This window comes from Bradyrhizobium sp. MI1.11 (assembly GCF_055811255.1).
In genome coordinates, this window is sequence record NZ_JBVVPM010000001.1 from 318,548 (window position 1) to 341,796 (window position 23,249).

General features: G+C 64.5%; 31 protein-coding genes. 15 read left to right on the forward strand and 16 right to left on the reverse strand.

Going from position 1 to position 23,249, the window contains the following annotated elements; all coding sequences use genetic code 11:
* The first annotated feature begins 96 nt into the window (after window positions 1-96).
* Window positions 97-1,752 carry a fumarate hydratase gene (locus AC0L30_RS01480; protein ID WP_219685035.1) on the forward strand — a complete coding sequence of 552 codons (1,656 nt, stop codon included), beginning with the start codon at window positions 97-99 and terminating at the stop codon, window positions 1,750-1,752.
* Window positions 1,753-1,913: 161 nt separating this feature from the next.
* Here the strand turns inward: AC0L30_RS01480 and AC0L30_RS01485 are convergent, their stop codons facing one another.
* The 6 genes from AC0L30_RS01485 to AC0L30_RS01510 form a co-directional block, all read right to left on the reverse strand.
* A complete protein-coding gene (locus AC0L30_RS01485; RefSeq protein WP_473403653.1) occupies window positions 1,914-2,834 on the reverse strand; it encodes an SH3 domain-containing protein in 921 nt (306 codons plus the stop codon).
* 14 nt (window positions 2,835-2,848) lie between these two features.
* Window positions 2,849-3,145 carry a hypothetical protein gene (locus AC0L30_RS01490; protein ID WP_473403654.1) on the reverse strand — a complete coding sequence of 99 codons (297 nt, stop codon included), beginning with the start codon at window positions 3,143-3,145 and terminating at the stop codon, window positions 2,849-2,851.
* 104 nt (window positions 3,146-3,249) lie between these two features.
* Window positions 3,250-3,804: an inner membrane-spanning protein YciB gene (locus AC0L30_RS01495; protein WP_473403655.1), complete on the reverse strand. Its 555-nt coding sequence runs from the start codon at window positions 3,802-3,804 to the stop codon at window positions 3,250-3,252.
* A 12-nt stretch (window positions 3,805-3,816) separates the two neighbouring features.
* Window positions 3,817-4,392: a hypothetical protein gene (locus tag AC0L30_RS01500; protein ID WP_473403656.1), complete on the reverse strand. Its 576-nt coding sequence runs from the start codon at window positions 4,390-4,392 to the stop codon at window positions 3,817-3,819.
* A 77-nt stretch (window positions 4,393-4,469) separates the two neighbouring features.
* On the reverse strand, window positions 4,470-4,730 hold the full coding sequence (locus tag AC0L30_RS01505) for a hypothetical protein (protein ID WP_473403657.1): 261 nt from the start codon (window positions 4,728-4,730) through the stop codon (window positions 4,470-4,472).
* Between the two features lie 40 nt (window positions 4,731-4,770).
* A complete protein-coding gene (locus AC0L30_RS01510; RefSeq protein WP_473403658.1) occupies window positions 4,771-6,168 on the reverse strand; it encodes a carotenoid oxygenase family protein in 1,398 nt (465 codons plus the stop codon).
* Between the two features lie 106 nt (window positions 6,169-6,274).
* Between AC0L30_RS01510 and AC0L30_RS01515 the strand changes: the two genes are divergently transcribed.
* Entirely contained in the window at window positions 6,275-7,000 is a 726-nt protein-coding gene (locus AC0L30_RS01515) for a TetR/AcrR family transcriptional regulator (protein WP_354159205.1), read from the forward strand.
* 17 nt (window positions 7,001-7,017) lie between these two features.
* On the opposite strand, the gene AC0L30_RS01520 is transcribed toward AC0L30_RS01515, so the two are convergent.
* Window positions 7,018-7,638 (reverse strand): hypothetical protein, encoded by a 621-nt coding sequence (locus tag AC0L30_RS01520; protein WP_473403693.1) that lies wholly within the window; start codon window positions 7,636-7,638, stop codon window positions 7,018-7,020.
* A 165-nt stretch (window positions 7,639-7,803) separates the two neighbouring features.
* Here AC0L30_RS01520 and AC0L30_RS01525 point away from each other — a divergent pair, with 165 nt between their 5' ends.
* Window positions 7,804-8,364, forward strand: a complete 561-nt coding sequence (locus tag AC0L30_RS01525; protein WP_473256402.1) for an SET domain-containing protein — start codon at window positions 7,804-7,806, stop codon at window positions 8,362-8,364.
* 289 nt (window positions 8,365-8,653) lie between these two features.
* Here AC0L30_RS01525 and AC0L30_RS01530 read toward each other — a convergent pair whose 3' ends face one another.
* Window positions 8,654-9,052, reverse strand: coding sequence for a hypothetical protein (locus AC0L30_RS01530; RefSeq protein ID WP_473403659.1), 399 nt, complete (start codon window positions 9,050-9,052; stop codon window positions 8,654-8,656).
* Between the two features lie 37 nt (window positions 9,053-9,089).
* Window positions 9,090-9,320, reverse strand: coding sequence for a hypothetical protein (locus AC0L30_RS01535; RefSeq protein ID WP_473403660.1), 231 nt, complete (start codon window positions 9,318-9,320; stop codon window positions 9,090-9,092).
* A gap of 101 nt (window positions 9,321-9,421) precedes the next feature.
* Here AC0L30_RS01535 and AC0L30_RS01540 point away from each other — a divergent pair, with 101 nt between their 5' ends.
* Both AC0L30_RS01540 and AC0L30_RS01545 read left to right on the forward strand, forming a co-directional pair.
* Window positions 9,422-10,243 (forward strand): helix-turn-helix domain-containing protein, encoded by an 822-nt coding sequence (locus AC0L30_RS01540; RefSeq protein ID WP_473403661.1) that lies wholly within the window; start codon window positions 9,422-9,424, stop codon window positions 10,241-10,243.
* 66 nt (window positions 10,244-10,309) lie between these two features.
* Window positions 10,310-10,975 carry a DsbA family oxidoreductase gene (locus AC0L30_RS01545; protein WP_473403662.1) on the forward strand — a complete coding sequence of 222 codons (666 nt, stop codon included), beginning with the start codon at window positions 10,310-10,312 and terminating at the stop codon, window positions 10,973-10,975.
* Between the two features lie 8 nt (window positions 10,976-10,983).
* Here AC0L30_RS01545 and AC0L30_RS01550 read toward each other — a convergent pair whose 3' ends face one another.
* Window positions 10,984-12,147 (reverse strand): GNAT family N-acetyltransferase, encoded by a 1,164-nt coding sequence (locus tag AC0L30_RS01550; protein WP_473403663.1) that lies wholly within the window; start codon window positions 12,145-12,147, stop codon window positions 10,984-10,986.
* 172 nt (window positions 12,148-12,319) lie between these two features.
* Here AC0L30_RS01550 and AC0L30_RS01555 point away from each other — a divergent pair, with 172 nt between their 5' ends.
* Together AC0L30_RS01555 and AC0L30_RS01560 are read left to right on the forward strand one after the other, a co-directional pair.
* The gene (locus tag AC0L30_RS01555) at window positions 12,320-12,748 is read left to right on the forward strand and encodes a YeeE/YedE family protein (protein ID WP_473347691.1); all 429 of its coding nucleotides are present in this window, start codon (window positions 12,320-12,322) and stop codon (window positions 12,746-12,748) included.
* A gap of 5 nt (window positions 12,749-12,753) precedes the next feature.
* On the forward strand, window positions 12,754-13,221 hold the full coding sequence (locus AC0L30_RS01560; protein ID WP_473403664.1) for a DUF6691 family protein: 468 nt from the start codon (window positions 12,754-12,756) through the stop codon (window positions 13,219-13,221).
* Window positions 13,222-13,278: 57 nt separating this feature from the next.
* Here the strand turns inward: AC0L30_RS01560 and AC0L30_RS01565 are convergent, their stop codons facing one another.
* Window positions 13,279-13,611, reverse strand: coding sequence for a hypothetical protein (locus AC0L30_RS01565; protein ID WP_035994586.1), 333 nt, complete (start codon window positions 13,609-13,611; stop codon window positions 13,279-13,281).
* 110 nt (window positions 13,612-13,721) lie between these two features.
* The gene (locus AC0L30_RS01570) at window positions 13,722-14,126 is read right to left on the reverse strand and encodes a hypothetical protein (protein WP_007602199.1); all 405 of its coding nucleotides are present in this window, start codon (window positions 14,124-14,126) and stop codon (window positions 13,722-13,724) included.
* Window positions 14,127-14,355: 229 nt separating this feature from the next.
* Between AC0L30_RS01570 and AC0L30_RS01575 the strand changes: the two genes are divergently transcribed.
* The 3 genes from AC0L30_RS01575 to AC0L30_RS01585 all read left to right on the forward strand — a co-directional run bounded on the left by AC0L30_RS01575 (window position 14,356) and on the right by AC0L30_RS01585 (window position 17,156).
* The gene (locus AC0L30_RS01575) at window positions 14,356-14,589 is read left to right on the forward strand and encodes a hypothetical protein (protein ID WP_007602200.1); all 234 of its coding nucleotides are present in this window, start codon (window positions 14,356-14,358) and stop codon (window positions 14,587-14,589) included.
* Between the two features lie 33 nt (window positions 14,590-14,622).
* Entirely contained in the window at window positions 14,623-16,638 is a 2,016-nt protein-coding gene (locus tag AC0L30_RS01580; protein WP_473403665.1) for a pyrroloquinoline quinone-dependent dehydrogenase, read from the forward strand.
* Between the two features lie 224 nt (window positions 16,639-16,862).
* On the forward strand, window positions 16,863-17,156 hold the full coding sequence (locus tag AC0L30_RS01585; RefSeq protein ID WP_473403666.1) for an HdeA/HdeB family chaperone: 294 nt from the start codon (window positions 16,863-16,865) through the stop codon (window positions 17,154-17,156).
* A 112-nt stretch (window positions 17,157-17,268) separates the two neighbouring features.
* Here the strand turns inward: AC0L30_RS01585 and AC0L30_RS01590 are convergent, their stop codons facing one another.
* Window positions 17,269-17,733 carry a PaaI family thioesterase gene (locus AC0L30_RS01590; RefSeq protein ID WP_007602203.1) on the reverse strand — a complete coding sequence of 155 codons (465 nt, stop codon included), beginning with the start codon at window positions 17,731-17,733 and terminating at the stop codon, window positions 17,269-17,271.
* A 360-nt stretch (window positions 17,734-18,093) separates the two neighbouring features.
* Between AC0L30_RS01590 and AC0L30_RS01595 the strand changes: the two genes are divergently transcribed.
* On the forward strand, window positions 18,094-18,405 hold the full coding sequence (locus AC0L30_RS01595) for a hypothetical protein (RefSeq protein ID WP_473403667.1): 312 nt from the start codon (window positions 18,094-18,096) through the stop codon (window positions 18,403-18,405).
* Window positions 18,406-18,509: 104 nt separating this feature from the next.
* Entirely contained in the window at window positions 18,510-18,764 is a 255-nt protein-coding gene (locus AC0L30_RS01600) for a hypothetical protein (protein ID WP_473403668.1), read from the forward strand.
* A gap of 9 nt (window positions 18,765-18,773) precedes the next feature.
* Here AC0L30_RS01600 and AC0L30_RS01605 read toward each other — a convergent pair whose 3' ends face one another.
* Window positions 18,774-19,007, reverse strand: a complete 234-nt coding sequence (locus AC0L30_RS01605; protein ID WP_027518878.1) for a DUF6894 family protein — start codon at window positions 19,005-19,007, stop codon at window positions 18,774-18,776.
* Window positions 19,008-19,168: 161 nt separating this feature from the next.
* Complete coding sequence (locus AC0L30_RS01610; RefSeq protein ID WP_473403669.1) at window positions 19,169-19,357, reverse strand: hypothetical protein; 189 nt, start codon at window positions 19,355-19,357, stop codon at window positions 19,169-19,171.
* A 260-nt stretch (window positions 19,358-19,617) separates the two neighbouring features.
* Here AC0L30_RS01610 and AC0L30_RS01615 point away from each other — a divergent pair, with 260 nt between their 5' ends.
* Entirely contained in the window at window positions 19,618-19,875 is a 258-nt protein-coding gene (locus AC0L30_RS01615; RefSeq protein WP_473403670.1) for a DUF2798 domain-containing protein, read from the forward strand.
* A 723-nt stretch (window positions 19,876-20,598) separates the two neighbouring features.
* Here AC0L30_RS01615 and AC0L30_RS01620 read toward each other — a convergent pair.
* Window positions 20,599-20,766 (reverse strand): hypothetical protein, encoded by a 168-nt coding sequence (locus AC0L30_RS01620; protein ID WP_473403671.1) that lies wholly within the window; start codon window positions 20,764-20,766, stop codon window positions 20,599-20,601.
* Between the two features lie 286 nt (window positions 20,767-21,052).
* Between AC0L30_RS01620 and recA the strand changes: the two genes are divergently transcribed.
* Together recA and AC0L30_RS01630 are read left to right on the forward strand one after the other, a co-directional pair.
* Window positions 21,053-22,141 (forward strand): recombinase RecA, encoded by a 1,089-nt coding sequence (gene recA, locus AC0L30_RS01625; RefSeq protein ID WP_473403672.1) that lies wholly within the window; start codon window positions 21,053-21,055, stop codon window positions 22,139-22,141.
* Window positions 22,142-22,782: 641 nt separating this feature from the next.
* Entirely contained in the window at window positions 22,783-23,181 is a 399-nt protein-coding gene (locus tag AC0L30_RS01630) for a hypothetical protein (RefSeq protein WP_473403673.1), read from the forward strand.
* Window positions 23,182-23,249 lie beyond the last annotated feature (68 nt).

Sequence of the window (23,249 nt, forward strand, 5' to 3'; positions counted from 1 at the left end):
CCGCACCAGAGCGCCTTCCCTTTGCGGCAAAAAAGCTTAGAACGCTTCTATGGAAGGGGCCCATACGAGGGCTCCAAAACCCCGAGATTCCAGCCCATGAACGCTCCCACCGCCTTCCCCGACCCCATAAAGCCCGTTCCGCCCTACAAGCACACGCCGCTGTTTCCGCTCGGCAAGGACGAGACGCCCTACAAGAAGATCACGGCCGAGGGCGTGCGGGTCGAGAAGGTCCTGGGGAAGGACATGCTGGTGGTGTCGCGGGAGGCGCTGCGGGCCCTGTCGGAAGCGGCCTTTGGCGACATCAACCACTATCTGCGGCCGGGGCATCTGAAGCAGCTCCGCGCGATCCTGGAGGATGGCGAGGCGAGCCCGAACGACAAGTTCGTCGCGCTGGACTTCCTCAAGAACGCCAACATCGCCGCCGGCGGCGTGCTGCCGATGTGCCAGGACACCGGCACCGCGATCATCATGGGCAAGAAGGGCTGCAACGTCATCACCGATGGTGACGACGAGGCGGCGCTGTCGGAAGGCGCGCGCGATGCTTACCTGCGCCGCAATCTGCGCTACTCGCAGGTCGCGCCGCTCTCGATGTACGAGGAGAAGAACACCGCCAACAACATGCCGGCGCAGTGCGAGATCTACGCCGAAGGTGATGACGCCTACAAGTTCATGTTCATGGCCAAGGGCGGCGGCTCCGCCAACAAGAGCTTCCTGTTCCAGGCCACGCCCTCGGTGTTGACCAAGGACCGGCTGCTCGCCTTCCTGAAGGAGAAGGTCTTGACGCTGGGCACCGCGGCGTGCCCGCCCTATCACCTCGCCATCGTGATCGGCGGCACCTCGGCCGAGCTCTGCATGAAGACGGTGAAGTTGGCGTCGGCTCGCTATCTCGATGCACTGCCGACCCACGGCTCGCCCGACGGCAACGCGTTTCGCGATCTCGAGATGGAGCAGGAAATTCTGAAGATGACGCAGTCGCTCGGCGTCGGCGCGCAGTTCGGCGGAAAATACTTCTGCCACGACGTCCGCGTGATCCGCATGCCGCGTCATGGCGCCTCGCTCCCCATCGGGCTCGGCGTGTCCTGCTCGGCCGATCGCCAGGTGCTCGGCAAGATCACCAAGGACGGCGTCTATCTCGAAGAGCTCGAGCACAACCCGGCGCAGTATCTGCCTGAGGTCGAGCAGTCGCTGGGCGGCGAGGTCGTCAAGATCGATCTCAACCAGCCGATGAAGGATATCCTGGCCACCTTCTCGAAGTACCCGACCAAGACGCGGGTCTCGATGACCGGCACCATGATCGTCGCGCGCGATTCCGCGCATGCCAAGCTGCGCGAGCGGCTCGACAAGGGCGAGCCGCTGCCGGACTATTTCAAGAACCATCCCGTCTATTACGCCGGCCCCGCCAAGACGCCCGAGGGCTACGCCTCCGGTGCGTTCGGCCCCACCACCGCTGGCCGCATGGATTCCTTCGTCGATCAGTTCCAGGCCGCCGGCGGCTCGATGGTGATGGTCGCCAAGGGCAACCGGGCGCCGGCCGTGCGCGAGGCCTGCAAGAAATATGGCGGCTTCTATCTCGGCTCGATCGGCGGTGCCGCGGCGAATCTTGCCGAGCACTGCATCAAGAAAGTGGAGGTGCTCGAATATCCCGAACTCGGCATGGAAGCGATCTGGCGCATCGAGGTCGTCGACTTCCCGGCGTTCATCATCATCGACGATAAGGGCAACGACTTCTTCAAGGAGCTGAATCTGGGCTAGCTCTTCGCCTCGCTCCGGAGTGCCGGAAGAGCTCGGCCTGCATGGTTCGAGACGCCCGCTTTGGCGGGCTCCTCACCATGAGGGTCTGATATCTCGCCGCGAAACATGACCTCATCCTGAGGGCCCGCCGGAGGCGGGCGTCTCGAAGGATGGGCCGCAGGCTAACTGCAATTCGTGACCTGGTTGGAGCACAGCCCGCGCCACCAGCCGCGGACGCCGTCCTGGCTCTCGACGAGGCCCCAGAGGCCGCTGCAAGCAAAGATGTGCTTCGGCCCGCCATCGGTGTCGATCGGACCGCCGAGCTCGCGCTGGGCCGGCATCCATTTCGCATCGACGAAGGGCGCCTGGAACAGGCCGCCCATGCGGGTCGCGCCATTGGCGTAGGCCGCGCCGACCTTGTTGGAGGCGACCCAGCCGCGTCCGGCATAGGGCTTTGGCGCGCTGCGCGGATATTTCTTGTCGTCCTCGTAGTCCCTGCCGGGCGGCTTGGCGCCTTCGATCAAAAACCAGCCGTTCTTGAAGCCGATGATGCGGAATTCGGTGAGCCAGCCGCCATCGGGCGTGTTCTCGCTGCCGCCGAGCTTGAGCAGGTAGGGCGGCGGAAGCGTGCCGAGCACACGCGCCTTGGTCGATGGTTCGGCACGCACGTTGAGGCCATCAGGATCCTTGTCGACGGACCAGGCGCCGAGATCGCACGGCTCGGTGCCGTCGGGAAGCGTCGAGCGCTTCGCGGCGAGATCGGCGTGCAGCTTTGCGAATTCGGTGTCGTCGTTGTCAGGATCCGGCCCGCTACGCGGCTTCAATGCGGCCGAGACTGCGCGCGTCGCATCCGACGTCAGCGCGACCACAAGAGCCTGGCGCGCGCCGAAAACGCTTGCAGGCGACTTCGGATCGTTCGACGAGATCGGATAGACGGCGAGGTAGCCCGTCGAACCTTCGGTTCGATAGGCCGTGCCGGCAACATAGCCTGCCGGTAGCATGGCGAGCGCGCTTGCCCGCCACGCCGGTTCGGCGTCGTCCGCGCGCGCCGCTTGTGTCGCGACACACAGGATCGTCGCCGCGATGAGACCGAGCGCGCGCACGGTTGCCGCGCGGCTTAGGCGCGCGTGCCGGTGAACGGGAAGCGGCCCATCGGGCCGATGCCCATCTCACCGCTCATGCTGTCGCCCGAGACGGTTCCGATGAATTCGAGCGTCAACGGCATCGGATTGGTGATCGAGACCTTCCAGTTGACGGCATCGCCGCTGACGGTGCCGTCGAATATCTCGGCTGTATCGCCTTCCGCACCCTGCGTCCCTGTGAGCGTGCCGCCGGCAGCCGTCAGGCTCAGCGTCGCCTTGCGCTCGCCCATGGGGGTTGTCAGGGTCAGAGTCCAGTTGCCGTCGACGGCCATTCGCGTCTCCCAAGATCCCGGCGGACCGCGACGATCCGCGGGCCAGTCCCGGCCGAGCGTATAGCGCAACTCGTCGCCCGCGCCTAACGCTCCGTCGGAGGCATTTAGGCGCGGGCGGCGGCGCGCCGTCGGCTGGTGACGATGAGACGGAGCACGACATATTGCACGGCGAAGGCGAGGATCTTGGCGCCGCCCGCGACCACCGTGATGTAGAACGCCCACAGCTTCAGATCGCCTGTGGAGGCGACGGCGATCATGCCGGCGCCGATCACGAACATCAGCACAGCCCAGGCATAACCTGCAGCCGTCACATATTCCGGAACGGTCTCTACGACGATCGCCGGCATGTAGCGCAGCATCCAGCCGCGCTTGAGCATGATGGCGCCGATCGCGAAATGCGCGATCGAGGGCTTTGCGAGCATGAAGCGGGGATCGTTGGTCAGCAGCGTGATCGTGCCGAGCACGACGACGAGCGCGACGCTCGCATAGGTCATGTAATTGACCTGCTGCCCCTTGACGCGCGCGTAGATCACCTGCGCGATCGCTCCGGCAATCGCCACCGACGTTGCCAGGACGACGTTGTCGGTCACGAGGTAGATGACCAGGAAGACGATGGCGGAGAAGAGGTCGGAGGCGAGGCGGGCGAATACGTCCTTCATCGTCGATCCTGTTCAGCGAGTGTGGGGCAGTGCGCTGGCCGGCGCACCGTACGTGATCTGCCGATATTCGGGATACCATTTTGTGAAGTACATCGCGCTGTTGCGGGCGGCGAAGGCGACCGCAAGGCTCGACCAGAGCGGCAGGCCGGGGACATAGAGCAGCACGAGATTGGCGGCCGCCATCAGCAGCGCAGCCGCGGTCCATGCGCCGGTGATGATGTAATTGGCGTAGAGAAAGCCGGGCATTGCCGCGGTCTCGGCCGGCACGGCCTCCAGCGCGTATTGCAGCGTGAATGGACGGCGGACCAGCATCGAGCCGAGCGAGATGACGAAGATGCCGATGTCGACCGACAGCTTGACACCGAGTGTGCCGAGCGCCGGATCGAACAGCGCGAGGTGGATGCCGATTGCGGCGAATAGCAGCGCCGAGCTCATCGCCAGGATCTTCACCGATCGACCGCGCACGACATCGATCGCGACGGTGGCGAGACAGATTGCCGAGGCCACGAATACGCTGATCGTGGCCGATGTCATCAGCATCAGGAAGGTGAAGGCGCCGTAGGGCGCGAGGATCAGGAAAATCGCCATGGTCCGCCTCGGTCAGGCCTTATCTTTACGATGTAAAGATCAATAAGTCACGGGCGGAGCGGGGTCAAGCAAAATCTTTACAGTGTCAAAATGACGTAAGCGACTTCCAAAAATTGAATTGCTGCAACGGCTTGGTCGGCCATTTCGTCGATGAATCCGGCCCAGGGCAGGTAGGACAGCGCAGGTAACGCACAGGCGACCGAGAGGACGAGGGCGAGCAAGATACCGCCGTTGAAGACGGTTTGGCCGCTCCGCCGCGGCTGGATCATCTGAAGTGTGAGGGCGGCGCAGATCAGGACCAGGACGAGATAGTCCGCAGTGATCGATGGCATGTGCATCAGAGACCTCTTTGGTGGCATCCGTGATGACGAGGAACAGCTACTGCGCGCCGACCCAATTGCCGTGAAAACCGTCGGGCACGCGATGTCCGAGCTGCACCAGCGCCACGGGACCGGCCTCGATATCTCCAGCGTTGAACACGGCGAGGTCGCTCCGGTTCTCCCGCGCGCGCCAGACCACCGCCAGCAGCCAGCCATCGCCTTCTGCCGCATCTTTCGACCGCTGGACGAAGACCGGTTCAGAAATGGTGTCGCCGGCCGGCAGCAGATAATGGCCGAGGCGCTTGCCCTTGCCATCGACATGGACGACGCCGGACAACGCGCCGAACATCGGCAGCGTCGGATTGGCGCAGGCGTACCAGCCGTGACCGCTCTTCAATCCGGCGCGGCGGTCGTCGATGCGCGGGAATTCGCCGGTGAGATCGTCGAGATAGGTCTGCTGGAAGCGGTCGGTATTCCCGGCAAGATCAAACGTCCAGCGGCAATGGCGGGCGAAGGATTTCTCGGGATTGGTGGGCGTGCCGTCGGGATGCGTGAACAGTGGTGCTTCCTCGAACTGCATGACGTCGGCGATGATGCGGTCACCTTCCTCCCATGCATTCATGACGTGGAAGACGTAACAGGCCTCAGCGCGAAACCAGACGATGTCCTTCGCGCTGCCCTTGCGCTTGATCACGCCGACATAGGCGCCCTTGTCCGGCTCCCAGGCATAGGGCGGCCGCCCGCTCATCGCGCGCTCCATGCTGCCGGTGAGGGGCAGGATCGGAAACAGCAGGTGGTTTTCCGTGACGATGAAGTCGTGCACCATGCTGGCATAGGGCGCCTCGAAACGTTCGAAGCGCGTCGCCTTACCGGACGCATCGATCGATCCGTAGGAGAGGGCAGGCGTCAGCCGTCCCGCCGCATTGTAGCCGAAGAACACCAGCTCGCCGGTGACGGGATCGATCTTCGGGTGCGCGGTGAAGGTGCCGGCGATGCGGCCTTGATAATTGTGATAGCCGCGCGTCGCCAGCGTACCGGGCTCGATCTCGGTCGGCAGATGCAACTCCTCCAACGCAAGCAGCTTGCCGGCATGGAAGATGATGTTGGTATTCGCAACGCCGCCGTCGGTCAGGTTCGCCGGGGCATCCGGCAGCTTGCGGCCAAAGCCGCCGAACAACGCGCGGCCGGCATCGTGCTCGGCCAGCCATTTCGACGTGCGGATCCAGCGGTTGCGATGGCTGGCGCGCCCGTTCTCGAGATGAAAGGCGTGCAGCATGCCGTCGCCGACGAACCAGTGCGCGCCGGGCGACTCGAACTGCGGATTGGGGCCGTTGCGATAGAGCGTGCCGTTCAGCTCGCGCGGCAATTCACCGATGATTTTCAGGAAGGGCGCGTCGGCCTCGAACGGAATCGGACCGAGATTGTGGCGGCGTTCGGCAACGGCGTCCTGCTGCACGGCGTATCCTCCATCATCTTTACATCGTAAAGATCAAATAGTCGTACGAGGAGTTCTGGTCAAGTGAAATCTTTACACTGTAAATATTGCGTCTTATAGCTGGCCTATGGGCAAGAGCGAAATCAGGACAGCAACCGCGCGAGGTGCGCGCACCCCAAAGAAGGCGAGCGCCCCGGCGCGCCTCGCGCGACGGACGGCGAGCGTCAAGTCCGAGGCGCCCTATCACCACGGCGCGCTGCGCGAGGCGCTGCTCCAGGCCGCCGAACGGGTGCTGGAGCGTGACGGGCTCGCCGGCCTGACATTGCGCGCCGTGGCGCGCGAGGCGGGCGTCTCGCATGCCGCGCCCACCCATCATTTCGGCGACCTCACCGGGCTTCTCAGTGAGCTCGCGGCAGTTGGCTTCCGCCAGTTCAATGCGGCGATGGCGTCGTCCTCCGACTCCGCCACCACCCCGCTCGAGCGCGCGCTGGCGCGGCCGAAAGCCTATGTTGCCTATGCCCAGGCTCATCCCGGCATGTACGGCATCATGTTCCGCACCGAGCGCCTCGACTATTCCAGGCCGTCGCTGCACGAGGCCGCCGAGGCGTCCTTTGCCGGGCTCGCCAATGCCGTCGGCATGATGCGGCAGGAGCAGATCAGCGGCGACGCGCTGACGCTCCATCAGGGCGCCGCGATCGCGCGCGCGTGGTCGATGGTACACGGTTTTACCATGCTGCTGCTCGATGGGCGGCTGGAGGATATTCTGGGGCGCCTGCCCGAGGGCACGACTCCCGAACGCCTGCTCGAGGCGATGCTGATGTCGCCCGTGACGGGGAAGCCGCCGGGCCCTTGATCGCTTGCCGCGAGCGCCTAGCGCATCGTCGCCAGCTCGACCGCGCGGCCGCGTGCGCCGATGATCTTCACCTCGTCCTTGCCGCAGATAAAGCTGCGGGCGAACTCGTCTGCGGCCTTGCGCGCCAGCTCATTGGCGTTCGGGTTGGCGATCGCGTCGACATAGGCGACGTGGCAGACGGGGCCGGGCGGCAGCCGGGTCACGATGAGCATGGCCTTGGTGTTCGGCCGGCCCTTCTTGTCGGGATCGGTGCCATCGGCGACGTGCCAACGCTGGATCATCGCAAACGGCCTGGCGGCCGCGGTGCGCCATTCGACGGTGGTTTCGGACGAGTTGAACGGAGCGAACCAGACTTTTGCCCCCGGTTCCTCGGCCGCGGCCCTGCGATTGCGGCCGACGGAGACGATTTCGCGAAGATCATCCTCGGCGATCAGGACCACGAGGCCATCCTTGCCCTTGCAGACCCGCGTGGTGCTGCCGTCGAGCTCGCTGGGCTTACCGATCTGGCGGCAATCTTTCGGGGCCGTCGAGCTATATTGGCTGCTCACGGATTGGGCGTCGGCGCGGTCGAGACCGCTGCACATCAGCAACATGGCTGGGAGCAATAGGGCCAAGACTGCGGTGGTGATGCGGAACATGACGACGCCTTTGGTCGAGCGGGAACTCCGTACCATCAGACGTCTTGATTGTGGGCAAGGTTCAAACAGGGTCGACAGACACCTGACAGCGGCGCGGAATCGTTCTAGAAGAGCGGCTTCGCTTGGGCTCTTTCAGCCTCGTTCGCGTCCTCGTTTTTCGTGATCATGCCAGCCACCTCGTCCAACAAACCTTATCGCGTCGGCCGCTCGAAGACCGGGCTCGGCCTCTTCGCCACCAAGCCGATCAAGAAGGGCACTCGGATCATCCGTTATTACGGACCGATCCTGGACTCCCGGATTCCCGAGCACGACGACATCGAGAACAAATATTTGTTCGAGCTCAACGGCCGCTGGACCATTGACGGCTCGGTGCGCAAGAACCTCGCGCGCTACATCAACCATTCGTGCCGGCCCAACGCCGAATCCGACGTCCGGCCGCGCGAGCGCAAGGTCTTCATCCGCGCCATCAAGAACATCGAGCCGGGCGACGAGATCAATTACGACTACGGCACCGATTATTTCAAAGCCTACCTGAAGCCGATCGGCTGCAAGTGCGAATCTTGCGAGAAGAAGCGCAAGAAGCTGCGCGCGGAAGCGCGGGCCGAACGCGCCAAGGTGAAGGCGCGCGCGGAGCGTAAAGCGCAGAAGGCGGGGGCGAAGCCCGTCAAAAAGAAGAAGCTCAACGGCGTCGCTGTTGGCAAAGCCAACGGGCGCGCGCGGGCGTAGCCTGATTTCGAGCTTCTGGCACAACTGTCATGCTCCGCGAAAGCGGGGCATCCAGTACGCCGCGGCCTTTTCGTATGCGACGACTGCCTCTGGAATACTGGGTCGGGCCCGGACGCCGCGGGGCCCCCCCCCGGGTGGGCGGCCCCGCCCGCGACCCCCCCCCCCCCCCCGCGCCCCCCCCCCCCCCCCCCCCCCCCCCCCCCCCCCCCCCCCTCTCCCCCCCCCCCCCCCCCCCCCCCCCCCCCCCCCCCCCCCCCCCCCCCCCCCCACGACAGCGAGTGATGCGGCCTCAGGCAGCCAGCACACTCCCGCTCCTGCGCAATCCCACATATTGTAGTTCGGCAAACACGCCGGTCGCGATCGCCTGTGCCACGACCATGAGCTCGCCGGCAAGGTTCGGCGACACCGCGCCCGAGAGCAGCAGCGCGATGCTGCCGACCGTCCAGGCCGCGTTGCCGACGACGACCAGCAGCACGGGCGGCTTTGCCACGGAGGCGCGTGAGGCGAGCCAGCCGACGAGTGCCGTATAGGCGATCAGGAACAGGCCGGTCTCGCGCAGCAGCGCTTCGGGCAGGTTGAACAGCGACGCGAACGCGCCGGCGCCGAAGGTGAAACCGACAGCGGCGACGCCGCTGAAGATCGCGTCGGCAAGAAGCGCGCGGCGAAGCAAGGTGGATGCGTCAATCATCGTGGTCTCCATGGTTGGGGTTGGGCTTGGAAAAAACTCAGTGCCACCCACGCCACCAGGCGCGGAGCAGCCGGGCGAGGCGGTACGGGCAAAGGCTCCTGCCGACGCTGTGCTCGAAGGCCGTGACCTGCGCGACGACATAGTCGCCGGTCGAATGCACCAGCGGCTCCGGCATGTTGAGGCTGCGCGCCAGCATCCGGGTTGCGAGCGCCATGGCCCAGGGAACAAGGTGGTCTGTGATGGTCCGGTAGAGCAGCAGTGCGATCATGGTCGTCTCCTGTTGCGACCCAAGATGCGCCGGCCTGAGGACCAATTCGATTACCTCCGACGTAATGGAAGGGCCGAAATCTGCGTGCTAGGTTTTCGATCATGAACGCACATGCATCCACGGCACAGGCCGAACGCAGCCAGCCGGTCCATATCGGCGACCATTTGCGCGAATGGCGGCAGCGCCGCCGCATGAGCCAGCTCGATCTCGCCGGCGAGGCCGAAATCTCAGCGCGGCATTTGAGCTTCGTCGAGACCGGCCGTGCCGCGCCCTCGCGCGACATGGTGCTCAGACTCGCCGAACGTCTCGAGGTGCCATTGCGCGAACGCAACATGCTGCTGGTCGCCGCCGGCTATGCCCCGGCCTTTCCGCAGCGCCCGCTGGAGGATCCCGCCTTGAAATCAGCCCGCCAGGCGATCGACCTCGTCCTTAGGGCGCATGAGCCGAATCCGGCGCTGGCTTATGACCGGCACTGGAATCTGGTCTCCGCCAATCGCATGCTGGCGCCGCTGCTCGCCGGCATCCCGCAGCGGCTGCTCGGCCAGCCCTTCAACGTGCTGCGGCTCGCCTTCCATCCCGAGGCGCTGGCGCCGCGCACGGTCAACCTCGCGGAATGGTGCGGACATCTCCTGGAGCGGCTGCACCGGCAATGCGAGGCGACGGCCGATCCCGAGCTGATCAAGCTGTACAACGACCTGAAGAGCTATCCGATCCCGGCACGCGCGGCGCCGCTGTCGAGCGACAATGTCGCGATCCCCTTCAAGCTGCGCCATGACGGGGAAATACTCAGTTTCTTCTCCACCACCATGGTGTTCGGTACGCCGGTCGACATCACGCTCTCGGAGCTGGCTCTGGAAAGCTTCTTCCCGGCCGACGAACGCACTGCCGAGCGGCTCCGACAAATGGCAGCAGCCATGAGTTAGCGGCCTTGCCTCGGAATAGGTTCGGCTTATCTTTGGGCACAACCGCAACGCCCGAAGGAGGCGCTCATGAGCACCCTAAAGCCGCTCCAGATCGACGTCGTTTCGGACGTGGTGTGCCCCTGGTGCTATATCGGCAAGCACCGGATCGAGAGCGCGCTGGCGCTGGTGCCCGACGTTCCGGTCAAGCTCAATTTCCGTCCCTTCTTCCTCAATCCCTGGGTGCCGTCCGAGGGCATCAGCCGGGAAGAGTATCTCACCAAGAAGTTCGGCTCGGTTGAGGCCTATAAGGGTATTGCGGGGCGCGTCGTTGCGGCCGCGAACGAAGAGGGGCTCGTCTACCGACCCGAGCTTGTCGCGCGTCAACCCAACACCACTGACTGCCACCGCCTGATTCTCTGGGCCGAGGCGATCGGCAAGGCGCCCGAGATGAAACAGCGCCTGATGGAGCTCTACTTCCGCGACGGCGGCGACCTCACCGATTTGAACGTGCTTGTGCAGGCGGCTGCCGATGTCGGCCTCGATGCCGATGACGTGCGCAAGCGCCTCTCCACCGACGAGGACGTCGCCCGCGTATCGGCGGACGCGCAGGAAGCCGCCGAGAAAGGCATCTCCGGCGTGCCGACCTACGTGTTCGCGCAGAAATACGCCGTCTCCGGCGCACAGGATCCCAACATGCTCGCGCGCGCCATCCGCGAGGTCTCGGCGGAGATCAACGCGCAGGCGGCGGAGTAGAAGCTATTTTATTTGCGAAGTAGGCCAACCGCGCGGCGGGCCGCCGCGTAGGCGATGCCGTGCGCCGCGAGCGCTCCGTGAACGAGCGCCACGATGGGGTCGTTCCGCCGCAACGGTATCAGCACGTCGCCGACGGCGAAGCGCCCGCGCCAGATCGGATTGATCATGGGGTGATCGGCGCTCGCGGTGGAATCCGCGCTGGCGATGGCCGGATCGGCGCAGAGGCGGCGGGTGAGCTCGAGTGTAAGCTGCACGCCCGGCGAATATCTTGCGAAGCGCTCGTCGACGCCGAGCTTGAAGAAGAAGGCGCGGTCCTGATGGCGCAGCACGATGCCGGCGGCCACCGGTGTCGCGCCGGCGCGAAGGGTGACGATCTCGCATTGCGCGGTTTCTGCCAGCGCGGGAACGGCGCGGCGGATGAAGGTTGCATCGCCGGCATCCTGGACCAGCGCGGTGCCGCGCTTGCCCTTCCAGCCACTGGCTTCGAGCTGCAAAAATGTCTCGAGCGCGGGCCTGATCTCGTCGAGGCTGCGCGCGACGTCGAACACGACTGCGCCGTGTTCTTCGAGACGGTGGCGCTGGCGGCGCAGCTCCTTGAGCTTTTTGGTGCCGAGCGCGTCGCGTAGCAGCGTCTCACCGTCCTGGGTCGCGTCGAGGCTGGCGCGGATGTAGGAGTTGAGGAGGCGCGGCTTCAGGCCGTCGCGATTCAGGACCTGGCTGAGGGCGGTCATTGCCGCCCCATCGAGCGCGACATCGTTCAGAACGAGCGCACGCGCTCCGGCCCCGCGGGCCTGCTGCAACAGGCGCGTCGCTGCCTCGATCGGGGCATCGCGGTCGATCAGCGGGCTGCACAGCGTACCATAGGGATGCGCGCTCACCAGCGCGGGCAGGGGGATCTTCCATGCCCGCCAGAGCGAGATCACCGGCATCAGCCCGATCAGCCGCGATCCATCGCATGCGGGAAGCGCCGAAGCATCGGTGCGGCCCCGCGCGGTTGCGCTGACAGCGAGCTCCCACCCTGGCAGGTAATATCCGTTCGGCTCGATGGCGCGCTGCGCGAGTGCGCGCCACTGGCCGGGCTCGATGGCCGTGAGCGGGACGCGCGCACGCACCGCCGCGGCATGCTTTGCCGGTGCCGGATTGATCGCAGCCTGGTGCGCGATATCGACCACGTCCCGTCGTCCCCGTTCAGAAGGCCATGCTTAGCGCAAAGATTGGAAAATACAGTTGGGACGCCGCTTCAATTCGAATGGTAATATTAACGTCTCGTTGAGCATCCGGCCGCGACCCGCCGGATGCCCCTCAATGGATACGCCAGAATTGCTCTCGACTTGGAGGATCATCATGGTCGCCACACCCTTTACGCCGATTGCGTCGCTCCTTGGCGGCGCGTTGATCGGTTTGTCCGCCGTGCTGCTGATGTGGACGACGGGGCGGATCGCCGGGGTGAGCGGTATCGCGGCGCGACTGTTTCCGCCTTACGAGGATCGGGAATTGGCCGGCCGGCTCGCCTTCGTCGCGGGCCTTATCGTCGCGCCCGTTCTGGTGCGCCTTGTCACCGGAAGCCTGCCGGCGCAAACGATCGCCGCCGGAACGCCACTTCTGATGGTCGCGGGACTGCTCACCGGCTTCGGCTCGGTGTGGGGCAGCGGTTGCACCTCCGGCCACGGCGTCTGTGGCTTGTCGCGGCTGTCGGTGCGATCGCTGGTCGCGACCATGACGTTCATGGCGGCGGGAATGGCAACCGTCTTCGTGATGCGGCACTGGAGCTGACCGCGATGACAGTCCTCATTCAATTCGGGATCGGTGTGGTCTTTGGGCTTGGCCTTATCGTCTCAGGCATGTCGAACCCGGCAAAGGTCCTGAACTTCCTGGACGTTGGCGGCATCCCGGCAGGAACGTGGGACGCAAGCCTCGCTTTCGTGATGGCCGGCGCGGTCGTGGTGACCTTCATCGGCTTCCGCCGCGTCTTGAAACTGGCGCGGCCTGTCCTCGCCGATCGCTTCTATGTCCCAGTGCGAAAAGATATCGATCCGAGAATTATCGCCGGTCCCGCCATCTTCGGTATCGGCTGGGGCCTTGTGGGCTTTTGTCCAGGCCCGGCGTTGACCGCCCTCGGGTTTGGCTCGGCCTCCGCCTTCATCTTCGTCGCCGCGATGTGTGCTGGTATGGTGCTCGCCCGCTTCATCGCGCAGCTCCCGTCGGCAACGCGTATCGTCACGCCGGGAGAGCCGCTCGAGACCTGACATGGACAGGACCGGACGAGTTGTCTCGTTCGGTCCCGCCTGTCATGTCATCATTGATTACCAGCGGTCCCCGCCGACACCGACGCCAACACTGACGCCGGGCGCGCGGATACCGACGCCGCCGCGCGGACCATCGTCCCAGTCGCGATAGGTGCGGCGCTCATAGTAGCGGTCGCGCGGCATGGTCGCATAGGAGTCGCGCACGATCACGCGCGAGCCGCCGCGGGTGCGATAGCAATTGCCGGAATCGTCGCAGACCAGCCGCACTTGCTGGACGAGATCGGGGCTGGTGTATTCGCTGGTCGTATAGACGTCGGCGGCCTTCGCGCCGCTCACCGCTGCCAAGGCTCCGACACCAGCCAGCAATGCAATCGTGAATGTCCTCATCATGTCCTCCTCGAAACTGCCCTCGGCGGTAACAAGAAGGGGAGGCCATGATCGTTCCGGCAAAATTACAGGTTTTTCCCGGAACCGGATCGGATGTCGGCTTGATCTGCTTCCTAGATCGGCTCGTAGCTTTCCGACCCGCAGATGTCGTCCGCTTCGGCGCGGCGGCGATCGACCACCTTTCCGCCCGATATGGTCACGATGTAGGTCTGTGGCCCGAGCGGCGATCCGGTCGCCGAGGTGAGCTGGGCGCGGACGCAAGCTGTCCAGCCCGGTCCCCGCACCTCACGATGGGGTGAGGCGACATGCACCTCACGCGGATAGGCCGTGCTGAGGAAGACGAATTCGATCTGCTCGCGCACGACGCGTTTGACGTCGGGGGCCGCTTCGGGCGGCGGCTGCTCGGCCTCCTTCATGCGCATGAACTCGGGCACCGGTGCGCGGCTGTCGGCAAAGCCGCAGGCCCCGAGCGCGAGCGCGCTGGCCAGCAGCGCGGCGTGAGCAATAATCCGTAACATCCGTGAAGGTCCCCTGCGGGCCAAAATATAGGCACGAATGCGATCCGACGAAGACCCGGCCAATCAAGATTTGCTGAAGCCAGGATTTCTTGAAGCCAAGATTTCCAGGAGCAAGATTTCCTGGAGCAAGATTTCCTGGAGCCAGATTTCCTGAAGCCCTGGACCCCGCGGCATTGGCTATTCCATAATTGCCGGCTAGTTTGTACCCCAGACGAGGGGGATTGCGCCCATGAGGATTTTGGTCATAGCGGCCGCCGTGCTGGCGCTGGCGGTTGCCTCCGCGCAAGCGCAGATGGGCGGCGGCAGGCGTCAGCCTAACGAGGGCGGCCAGAAGGCGGACAACAAGCCCAAGGTCGACGAGAAGGCCTACAAGGCCGCGCTCGAGCGCATTCCCGAGTCCAAAGAGAAGTACGATCCGTGGAGCGGGGCGCGTCCGCCTGAACCCGCCAAGAAGCCGAAATAGGTGCGGCGGGCGCTGGCGACCCGCCCCCGGTATTTGGCAGCTCTCATCACGCTCCTCTTGTTTTCGGCGCGGCCAGGCCTCGCCTGGGAGAGCTGGGGTGGCGATCCCGGTGGCTCGCGCTTCTCGCCATTGCGAGAGATCACGCCCGACAATGTCGGCAACCTGGTTCGGGCCTTCGAATTCCAGACGGGCGATCTCGCGGCGCGGCCGCCCGGAGTGATGCGGCGAACCAAATTCCAGGCGACGCCGCTGTTCGTCGAGGACAGCCTGGTCTTCTGCTCGCCTTTCAACGAAGTGATCGCGCTCGATCCCGGCACGGGCGCGCAGAAATGGCGCTACGATCCGAAGATCGCAATCAACCAGCGTCCCGCCAACCGCTACGTCTGCCGCGGCGTCACCTACTGGATCGACGACGAGGCGCCTGCGGATGCCGCATGTCGATCGCGTATCTTCATGGGCACGAACGATGTGCGCCTGATCGCGCTCGATGCGAAGACGGGCATCCCCTGTGCCGGCTTCGGGGAGGGCGGTGAGGTCAGGCCCGATATCGGCATGAAGCTGGAATGGCCCGGCGAATTCCAGATCACGTCGCCGCCGGCGGTCGGCCGCGGGGTCGTCGTGGTCGGCTCCGCGATCGGCGACAACCGCCGCGTCGACGCGCCGAGCGGTGTGGTGCGCGCGTTCGATGCGCATAGCGGTCAGCCGCGCTGGACGTTCGAGCCGCTCAAGCGCGACGGCATCGAAGCCGGTCACGCCAATGTCTGGGCGCCGATGTCGGTCGACGCGGCGCGCGGACTGGTATTCCTGCCGACGTCCTCGCCGTCGCCGGATTTTTGGGGCGGCAAGCGGCCGGGCAACAACGAGCATGCCAATTCGGTTGTCGCGCTGCGCATTGAGACCGGCGAACTCGTATGGGCATTCCAGACCGTGCACCACGACGTCTGGGACTACGATCTTCCGGCGCAACCGACGCTCACGCGCATCGACGCCGGCGAAGGTCAGCGCGATGTCGTGATCCAGCCGACCAAGCAGGGCTTTGTCTTTGTGCTCGATCGCGATACCGGCAAGCCGGTGTGGCCGGTCGAGGAGCGCAGCGTTCCGCAGGGGGCCGCGGAAGGTGAACGGCTGTCGCCCACGCAGCCATTCCCGACGCATGTGCCACCGCTGATGTCGCAAAAAATCTCGACTGAGGATGCGCTCTCGCTCGTTCCTGGCCTGCGCCGCTCAGCTTGCGAGACGCAGTTTGCGGAGGCACGCAACGAGGGCCTGTACACGCCACCCTCAACGCAAGGCACGCTGGAGTTTCCCTTCACCGGCGGCGGCGTCAACTGGGGCAGCGCAGCCTTCGATCCCGTCAACCAGGTCCTCTATGCCAACACCAGCCGGGCCGTTCATCTCATCAAGCTGATTCCGCGGGCGGAGGCGGCCGGATTCGATCCTCCGCCCGGTCATGATTTCGGCCAGCAGAATGGTGCGCCGTTTGCGATGTCGCGTGCGGTGGCAATGTCGCCGCTCGGGTTTCTTTGCAACAAGCCGCCCTGGGGCGAGATGGTCGCGGTCGATCTGAAGGCGGGCAAGATCCTCTGGCGTTCGACGGTCGGCACCACCGAGGATCTCGCCCCGCTCGGCGTGCCGCTGCCGTGGGGTGCGCCGCTCGTCAACGGGCTCGCTGTCACGGCAGGCGGGCTCGTCTTCACCGGAGCGATGGACGCCTATTTGCGCGCCTTCGACGCGCGCAGCGGCAGTGAGCTGTGGCAGGGTCGGCTGCCCGTGCCAGGCGTCGCCAATCCGATGACCTATTTCTGGAAGGGCGAGCAGTATGTCGCGATCGGCGCCGGCGGCCACTCCGAGGCAGGCACCTCGATCGGCGACAGCGTCGTTGCGTTTCGCCTGGCACGGCCCGGCGAGGGGCCGTCGTTATGGTCGCGTACCATTGATCGTCCCGGTGGGCGATTTTTTGCGGCATCATCGGCGATCGCGCTCGCGATTATCGCGCTTGTGGTTGCAGGACTGCGCTGGCGGCGCCGAGGTCGTATCGCGCGAACATGACGCAGCATCGCGCGCGATGCGAACCATCATTCACATCATATGCACTACTGTACGAAAGCGAGGCCGATGCGCCTCTCGCTGCGCCAATTACGTTGAACTAAATTCAATACTGGCGCTACTTGCACAGCGCTTCAGATTTCGTTTACGACGTCGAAGCGGAAGTGACTCCGCCGATTTTCCCTCAAGCCGTTCCTTTGTGGCGCTACGCGCCGATGGAGATATTGATGAAGACCACGCTTTCGCTTCTGTTCGCCGCAGCTCTCTCGCTGTCGTCCATGCCCGCCCATGCCACCAAGCTCGATCTCGCGAACATGAGCTGCAAGCAGTTCTTGGAGAGCGGCGACGACACCATCAAGATGGTGCTGACCTGGATGGACGGCTGGTACAAGGGCGATGAAGAGAACGCGATCATCGACACCGACGTGTTCGTCGAGAACGCCAAGCAGTTCGGCAGCTATTGCGGAAAAAATCCGAACGTCAGCATCGTCACGGCGGCTGACGAAGTGCTCGGCAAGTAACGTCTCCCACGTGACGGCGCGAAGCGCGATCGCGCTTCCTGTCTCGACATGACGCCATCGAGAGCCGCGGTGCGCTTTGCGCTCGCGCGGCTTTCCTCTTTTCGGCTGATACTCACCCCGGCAGCATCGCGAACGCGCTCGACACCATCGCCACCGGCTTGTTGTCGGTGGCCGAGAGCAGCGTGACCCGGCCAAAGCTCATGCTGCGTCCGAGCCGCACCACGCGGGCATCGGCCAGCACGTCTGAGGAGGAGACGGCGCGCATGAAATGCGTGGTCTGGTCGACCGTCGTCATCGGACGATAGCCGCGGTTGGCGGCGAGGTTCGCGATCACCATCGCGGTGTCGGCGAGCGCCATCAGCGCTTGGCCGCAGACCACGCCGCCGTTGCGGCACAGGCGCTCCGAGAACGGCATGCGCAGGAGCGCTGCCGGCTGCCAGTCCGGCACGTCCGGCGGCGGCAGGTGCTCGATGCGCTCGACCGACAGGTTGAGATCCTGGACCCAGGGCGCAAAGACCTCGCCGAGGATGCGTCGGGCCTCAGTGATGCCGAACTCGGCTTCTGGCTGCGATGGCATTGCTGTCGTTCCCTCCGTATTGTCGGATGTTCGGCATTCCGCGCAGACCGGCGCGGCAAAGTCACCCGGCCTGCCGCGGGTCCCGTCGGCTTGAAAATGCCTGACTTCGCCCGGTATGATGCCACGGAGTGGGTATGGGGTGGGTGATGTTGCGTCGGTATATCCTCATGTTTTGTCTGGCCGGGTTCGGCCTGTTGCTGAACGGGTGCACCAAGTGCGGCCCGATCTGGGACGACTGGCTCCACGCGCCGAAATCGTGCAAATCGGATCGGCTCTAGCGGCCCGAGCGGCCCTTGCGGTTGTGGCCGGGGTGACAAGGCGCGGGCGACCCGCGCCGCATGGATGATCAAGGAGTCAATGATGAAGCTTTTCCGTATGGCCGCGGTGCTGGCTGTTCTGGCGGGACCGACCGTGCTGGCGGGACCGGTCTATGCGCAAATGCCCAATCTCAATTTGCTGCAGGAGGGGCCTGGCAAGACCCCCGAGGAGAAGGCCGCGGAAGCCGAGCGTGACAAGGCCTACAAGGAAACACTAAAGAAGATTCCGGATTCCAAGGCTTCCAACGATCCCTGGGGCGGCATGCGCTCCGACCCGCCGAAGCCGTCGGCGGCGCCAAAGGCCTCGGCCGCGACCGGTGCGCCGAAGAAGAAGTCCGGCACGTCTGCCAATTGACCATCTGCCCGATCGGAGGCGGTTGATGCCTCCGGCCGGGACTCCTCTTCGGTCGGCCTGCTTCCTACATTGCGCGAGAGCGTATTGCGCAAAGGAGGCGGGACATGGTCGATCGTCCGCGGGATCTCGCCGAGCGGATGGCGCGCCGGCGCACGATGGGCGGCAAGCCCGGCGCGACGGCCGGCGACGGCTATCTACGCGAGACCTTCACGCTGCCGCGCGCGGCGGCGCGGGAGAGGGCGCAGGCTTTCTTCGCCCGCTATCCCAAGGCCGGCTATATGAGCGCGGTCGAGACCTGGCGCGAGCTGCCCGGCGGCGACATCGAATTCACGATGCGGCGGCTGCCCAGCGCGGATTAGGCCTGGCCCCTATTCGAAGGTTTCGGATGTGATGCGGATCCGGAACACGGGCTCCTTGGCCTCGTCCAGCAGCTCCATGTTCCATTCGGAATTTTCCTGGAGCTTGCGGGCGATGCCGGCGGCCATGTCGGCGCAGACGCTGGTCATCTCCTTCCAGGCCAAATCGCGATCGGCAAATTCCGACGCCTGGTCGGCGCAGCCGGAATAGCTGCCGTTCCGGATTCGAAAAAAGTAGAGCGGCATGGTTCGTACCGATCGCGCCTGATGGCTCCGTCCCCACGGCCATAATCGCGGCAGTCCAATCCCAAACCATCGGCAGATCAATTCCGGGCGGCTACGGAATAGCCCCGTGGGGGCGGCGAGCGCCCTGCAAGCCATGCCGCCGACGATCTCGGTCCGGCCGCTCAGGTCGCGTTGCGCCCGATCGCCTTCAGCTCCCGATCGATGCGCAGCTGCACCCGCCGGATCGCCAACAGATCGATCTTGGTCTCGGTCCTGCCGGTCTTGATCTGCTCGCCGATCCGGAACTGCCACTGCCAGATGCCGGGAAGTGCCGTCTTGGCGACGGTGAACTCGACGCCCCTGTGATTCATGGCCTTCTCCCATGATTCACTTCCATCACTGAGAACATGCTGGGCGGCATAATATTCCAGGGAAAGCCAAATCTGTCGGTAAGCCCCGGATAGCTCACGGCTATCTCGCAGACGCACGCGCTGCCGCCCAGCGGCGGCGCGAGGCCTCTCCGTGGTTCTCCGGCCAAGAACAGAGTTCCTGGGATGGGTAAGGGCGCCTTCCGGACCGCGGCGGCATGTGCCTTGCTTGGCCCGATGACGGTCAGCAACATGGGCGCGTCATGCCGGGCATTCCCCGCCGCTATTCTCATTTCGTGTTCGGAATCATCCAGTCCGGACTGACCTCGCTGATCGCCGCGGGCATCGCCAGCTTTCCCGCAGGGAACGCGCTGGACTTCCTGGCGCACTGGATGGTGTCGTGGCTGATCGCATGGGCGGCGATGCTGCCGATCGTGCTGCTCGCGGCGCCGGTGATCCGCGCCTTCTCGCTGCGCCTGACGCAGGAGGAGGGCGGTTCGCAAACCGGCCGGCCGGCATGAAATCGGCAAGAAAATCCGAATGAAAATCAGCATGAAAAAACCCCGCTTGGGAGAGCCAAGCGGGGAGAAGGTTATTGGAGGCTGAGGTGCTGGGCTGCAACACCATAGCCAGGCGACCCTAGCCGGCTCAGCTTACGACAGCCTGACAAGGCCCGACGGTGGCAGCGAAAGCCGGAGCTCGGGGGCCGCACACTGGCCCCGCACCGGTCCCAATTTCGACATCCGTTCGCACAACTCAGGACACAACCGCAGGCGAGATTTCGCAGCGACGGTGCTGCCATGGGGGAAACGTGGCGCACCGGCAACGGGGTGGCATCATGGACAACGTAGAGCGGTCATTCGCCGCCGCGACGGCGGCTGGCTTCGTCGTGCTTGTGATCGGCATCGGGTTGCTGGTTCTGCTGTAGGCAATGCAGGGTGCCGGGAGACGGCTCCGGGGGTGGAAAGGCCCATGCGCGCCTTTCAAAAACACGAAAACAACCCCATGCACAGTAGCCTGCAGGAAAATTCCGTCGCTCAATCAATGGGTTATTGGTAGTATTTAGATACCTTCTCGGCTCGGATTCGCCTCCGCGGCCACGCCAATCCCCATTCCGTGCCGATCTCCTTGAGATCAATCATGGTCGTTCGGGCATCGTCGCGAACGCGTTCCGCTGGCGAACACCGTCACCGCCTGCCGAGTCGGCAGGCCTCGTCAGCTCCTAAGCACTCGTCGCGGCGGCCTTAGTGAACCTTGATCGCGTCCAGCGGCAAATGGAGTTCGGCGGCACGCTCTTCGCGGTCCTTCTTGCGGAACTCGTTTTCCTTGCGCTCGAACTTGCGCATCTCCTCCTGCGCCGCCTCCAGCAGTGGATTGCGCCGGCTCGTATCGTGATGCGTGTTGTTCGTCATGACTGAGGTCCCCAGAGTTGCGGTCCCGTCCAAGAGTCCGATGCAAGACTCCCATGCAAGAGTCCCATCCCAGAGAAGGCCGCAGACCGCGAAAAGGTTCGGTGCCGCAGGATTGCGGAATTCTGACGGCGTGCGGGTCATCGGTCTTTGATGCGCGTCAGCCAGAGCGTGCAAATTCCCAAAAGAACATATTGCGAACCTAGAACAAATAGGGTACATTGATTTTATCGCCGCCCGCCAGCCGTTTGTCCCTCTAGCGAATCCTCGCCATAAGGAGCACGACCCAATGTCCACCACTGCCCTGCGTATCGTCGAAGGATCTTCCATGGACAAGAGTAAAGCTCTGGCCGCCGCGCTCTCCCAGATCGAGCGGCAGTTCGGCAAGGGCTCGGTGATGAAGCTCGGCAAGAACGACCGTTCGATGGATGTCGAGGCGGTCTCCTCGGGCTCGCTCGGGCTCGATATCGCGCTCGGGATCGGCGGCCTGCCGAAGGGGCGTGTCGTGGAGATCTACGGGCCGGAATCCTCGGGCAAGACCACGCTGGCGCTGCACACGGTGGCGGAAGGGCAGAAGAAGGGCGGCATCTGCGCCTTCATCGACGCCGAGCACGCGCTCGACCCGGTCTATGCGCGCAAGCTGGGCGTGAACATCGACGAGCTCCTGATCTCCCAGCCGGACACCGGCGAGCAGGCGCTGGAAATCTGCGACACGCTGGTGCGTTCCGGCGCGGTCGACGTGCTGGTGATCGATTCGGTCGCGGCGCTGGTGCCGAAGGCCGAGCTCGAGGGTGAGATGGGCGATGCGCTGCCGGGTCTGCAGGCTCGTCTGATGAGCCAGGCGCTGCGCAAGCTGACGGCGTCCATCAACAAGTCCAATACCATGGTGATCTTCATCAACCAGATCCGCATGAAGATCGGTGTGATGTACGGCTCGCCGGAAACCACCACGGGTGGCAACGCGCTGAAATTCTATGCCTCCGTCCGCCTCGACATCCGCCGCATCGGCGCGATCAAGGAGCGCGACGAAGTGGTCGGCAACACCACCCGCGTCAAGGTCGTCAAGAACAAGCTGGCGCCGCCGTTCAAGCAGGTCGAGTTCGACATCATGTACGGGGAGGGCGTCTCCAAGATGGGCGAGATCCTCGATCTCGGCGTCAAGGCCGGCATCGTCGAGAAATCCGGTGCCTGGTTCTCCTATGACAGCCAGCGTCTTGGCCAGGGCCGCGAGAATTCGAAAGCGTTCCTGAAGGCCAACCCCGACATCACCGCCAAGATCGAGACCTCGATCCGCCAGAACTCCGGCCTGATCGCCGAGCAGATTCTCGCCGGCAGCCCCGAGCGGGACGTCGACGGCGAGGAGCCGGCCGACGAGTAAGCCTCAAGGCGTAGAGTTTTTCGCGAGGAGCGGGCGCTGAGGACGTTGAGTTGCCGACGTCTTCGGCGCCTGTTTCGTTTTGCGTTGCGTTGATCAGGTGGTGCGATGAAGCGTCTGATCTTGACCAGTTCGTCCGGAGGCGAGCTCGCACGATCCGGGTTGGCGGAGCTTGTCATCTCATCCTCGTTTCATTTTGAGTGGGGACCGCTGCCCTCGCCCGAAAAGCTCGCAGCCTATTTCGCGGCGCGTTCGGCGAATCTCGGGCCGGGTGATCATTGGTCTGATTGGGGCATCCGGTGGCCCAAGGGCATCAAGGACCGCAAAGACTTGTCCCTTGCGGACTTCTGCGAGCAATATGACGTGGTTGAACTTTGGTTCGACCCAGCTCCCCGGGATCAATTGCAGCTCGTCTGCCTCCTGGACCATCTCAGCTCCTGCTCCTCGCTGGTGCGAAAGCTTAGGCTTCGACTTGTGGCATCCGAGCTGACGACGGAACGCGGTGAGGATCTCGCTGCATCCGAGCCGCACATTCATGTCCTGCCTATTAGGGCCCAAGAGTTCGAGACTGCCCGGTTGGCGTGGTCGGCCTACCGCGCAATGACCCCTGAGGCGTCGATCTCCTTCACCAGGATCTCAGTGCATTGCTGATGCTGCGCCCGGCCTTGCTCGATCTCTTAGCAGAACTCCCGTCGCCTTCGACGGGACTCGGTGCGACCGAGATGCGGTTCTTGGAGATGCTTGCCAGAGGGTTTGCGAACACGGGTTCGTTGTTTCACCTGCGCTCGCATCGGCGCACGTTCGTGTTTGGAGAGACTGAGTTGGGTCGGTTGCTCGACGGGCTCGCGCTCGGCCCCAGGCCCGCAGTGGCCGGATTGGACGACGAACTGCGGACAATCGATCGCGAGAATCACAGGGATCGCCACGCCGCATATGTACGCAGCCGACTGTCACTGACGGAGTTCGGGGAGGCTGTCCTGGCCCACCAGGAGGATTTCAGTCGCCACATCCGATCGACCGCTGGTGGGGCGGCACGCATCTGACCAATGATCGGCTGTGGCGTTACGGCCATGTATTGACGAAGCCTTGAGGTGCGAGCACTGAACTGACC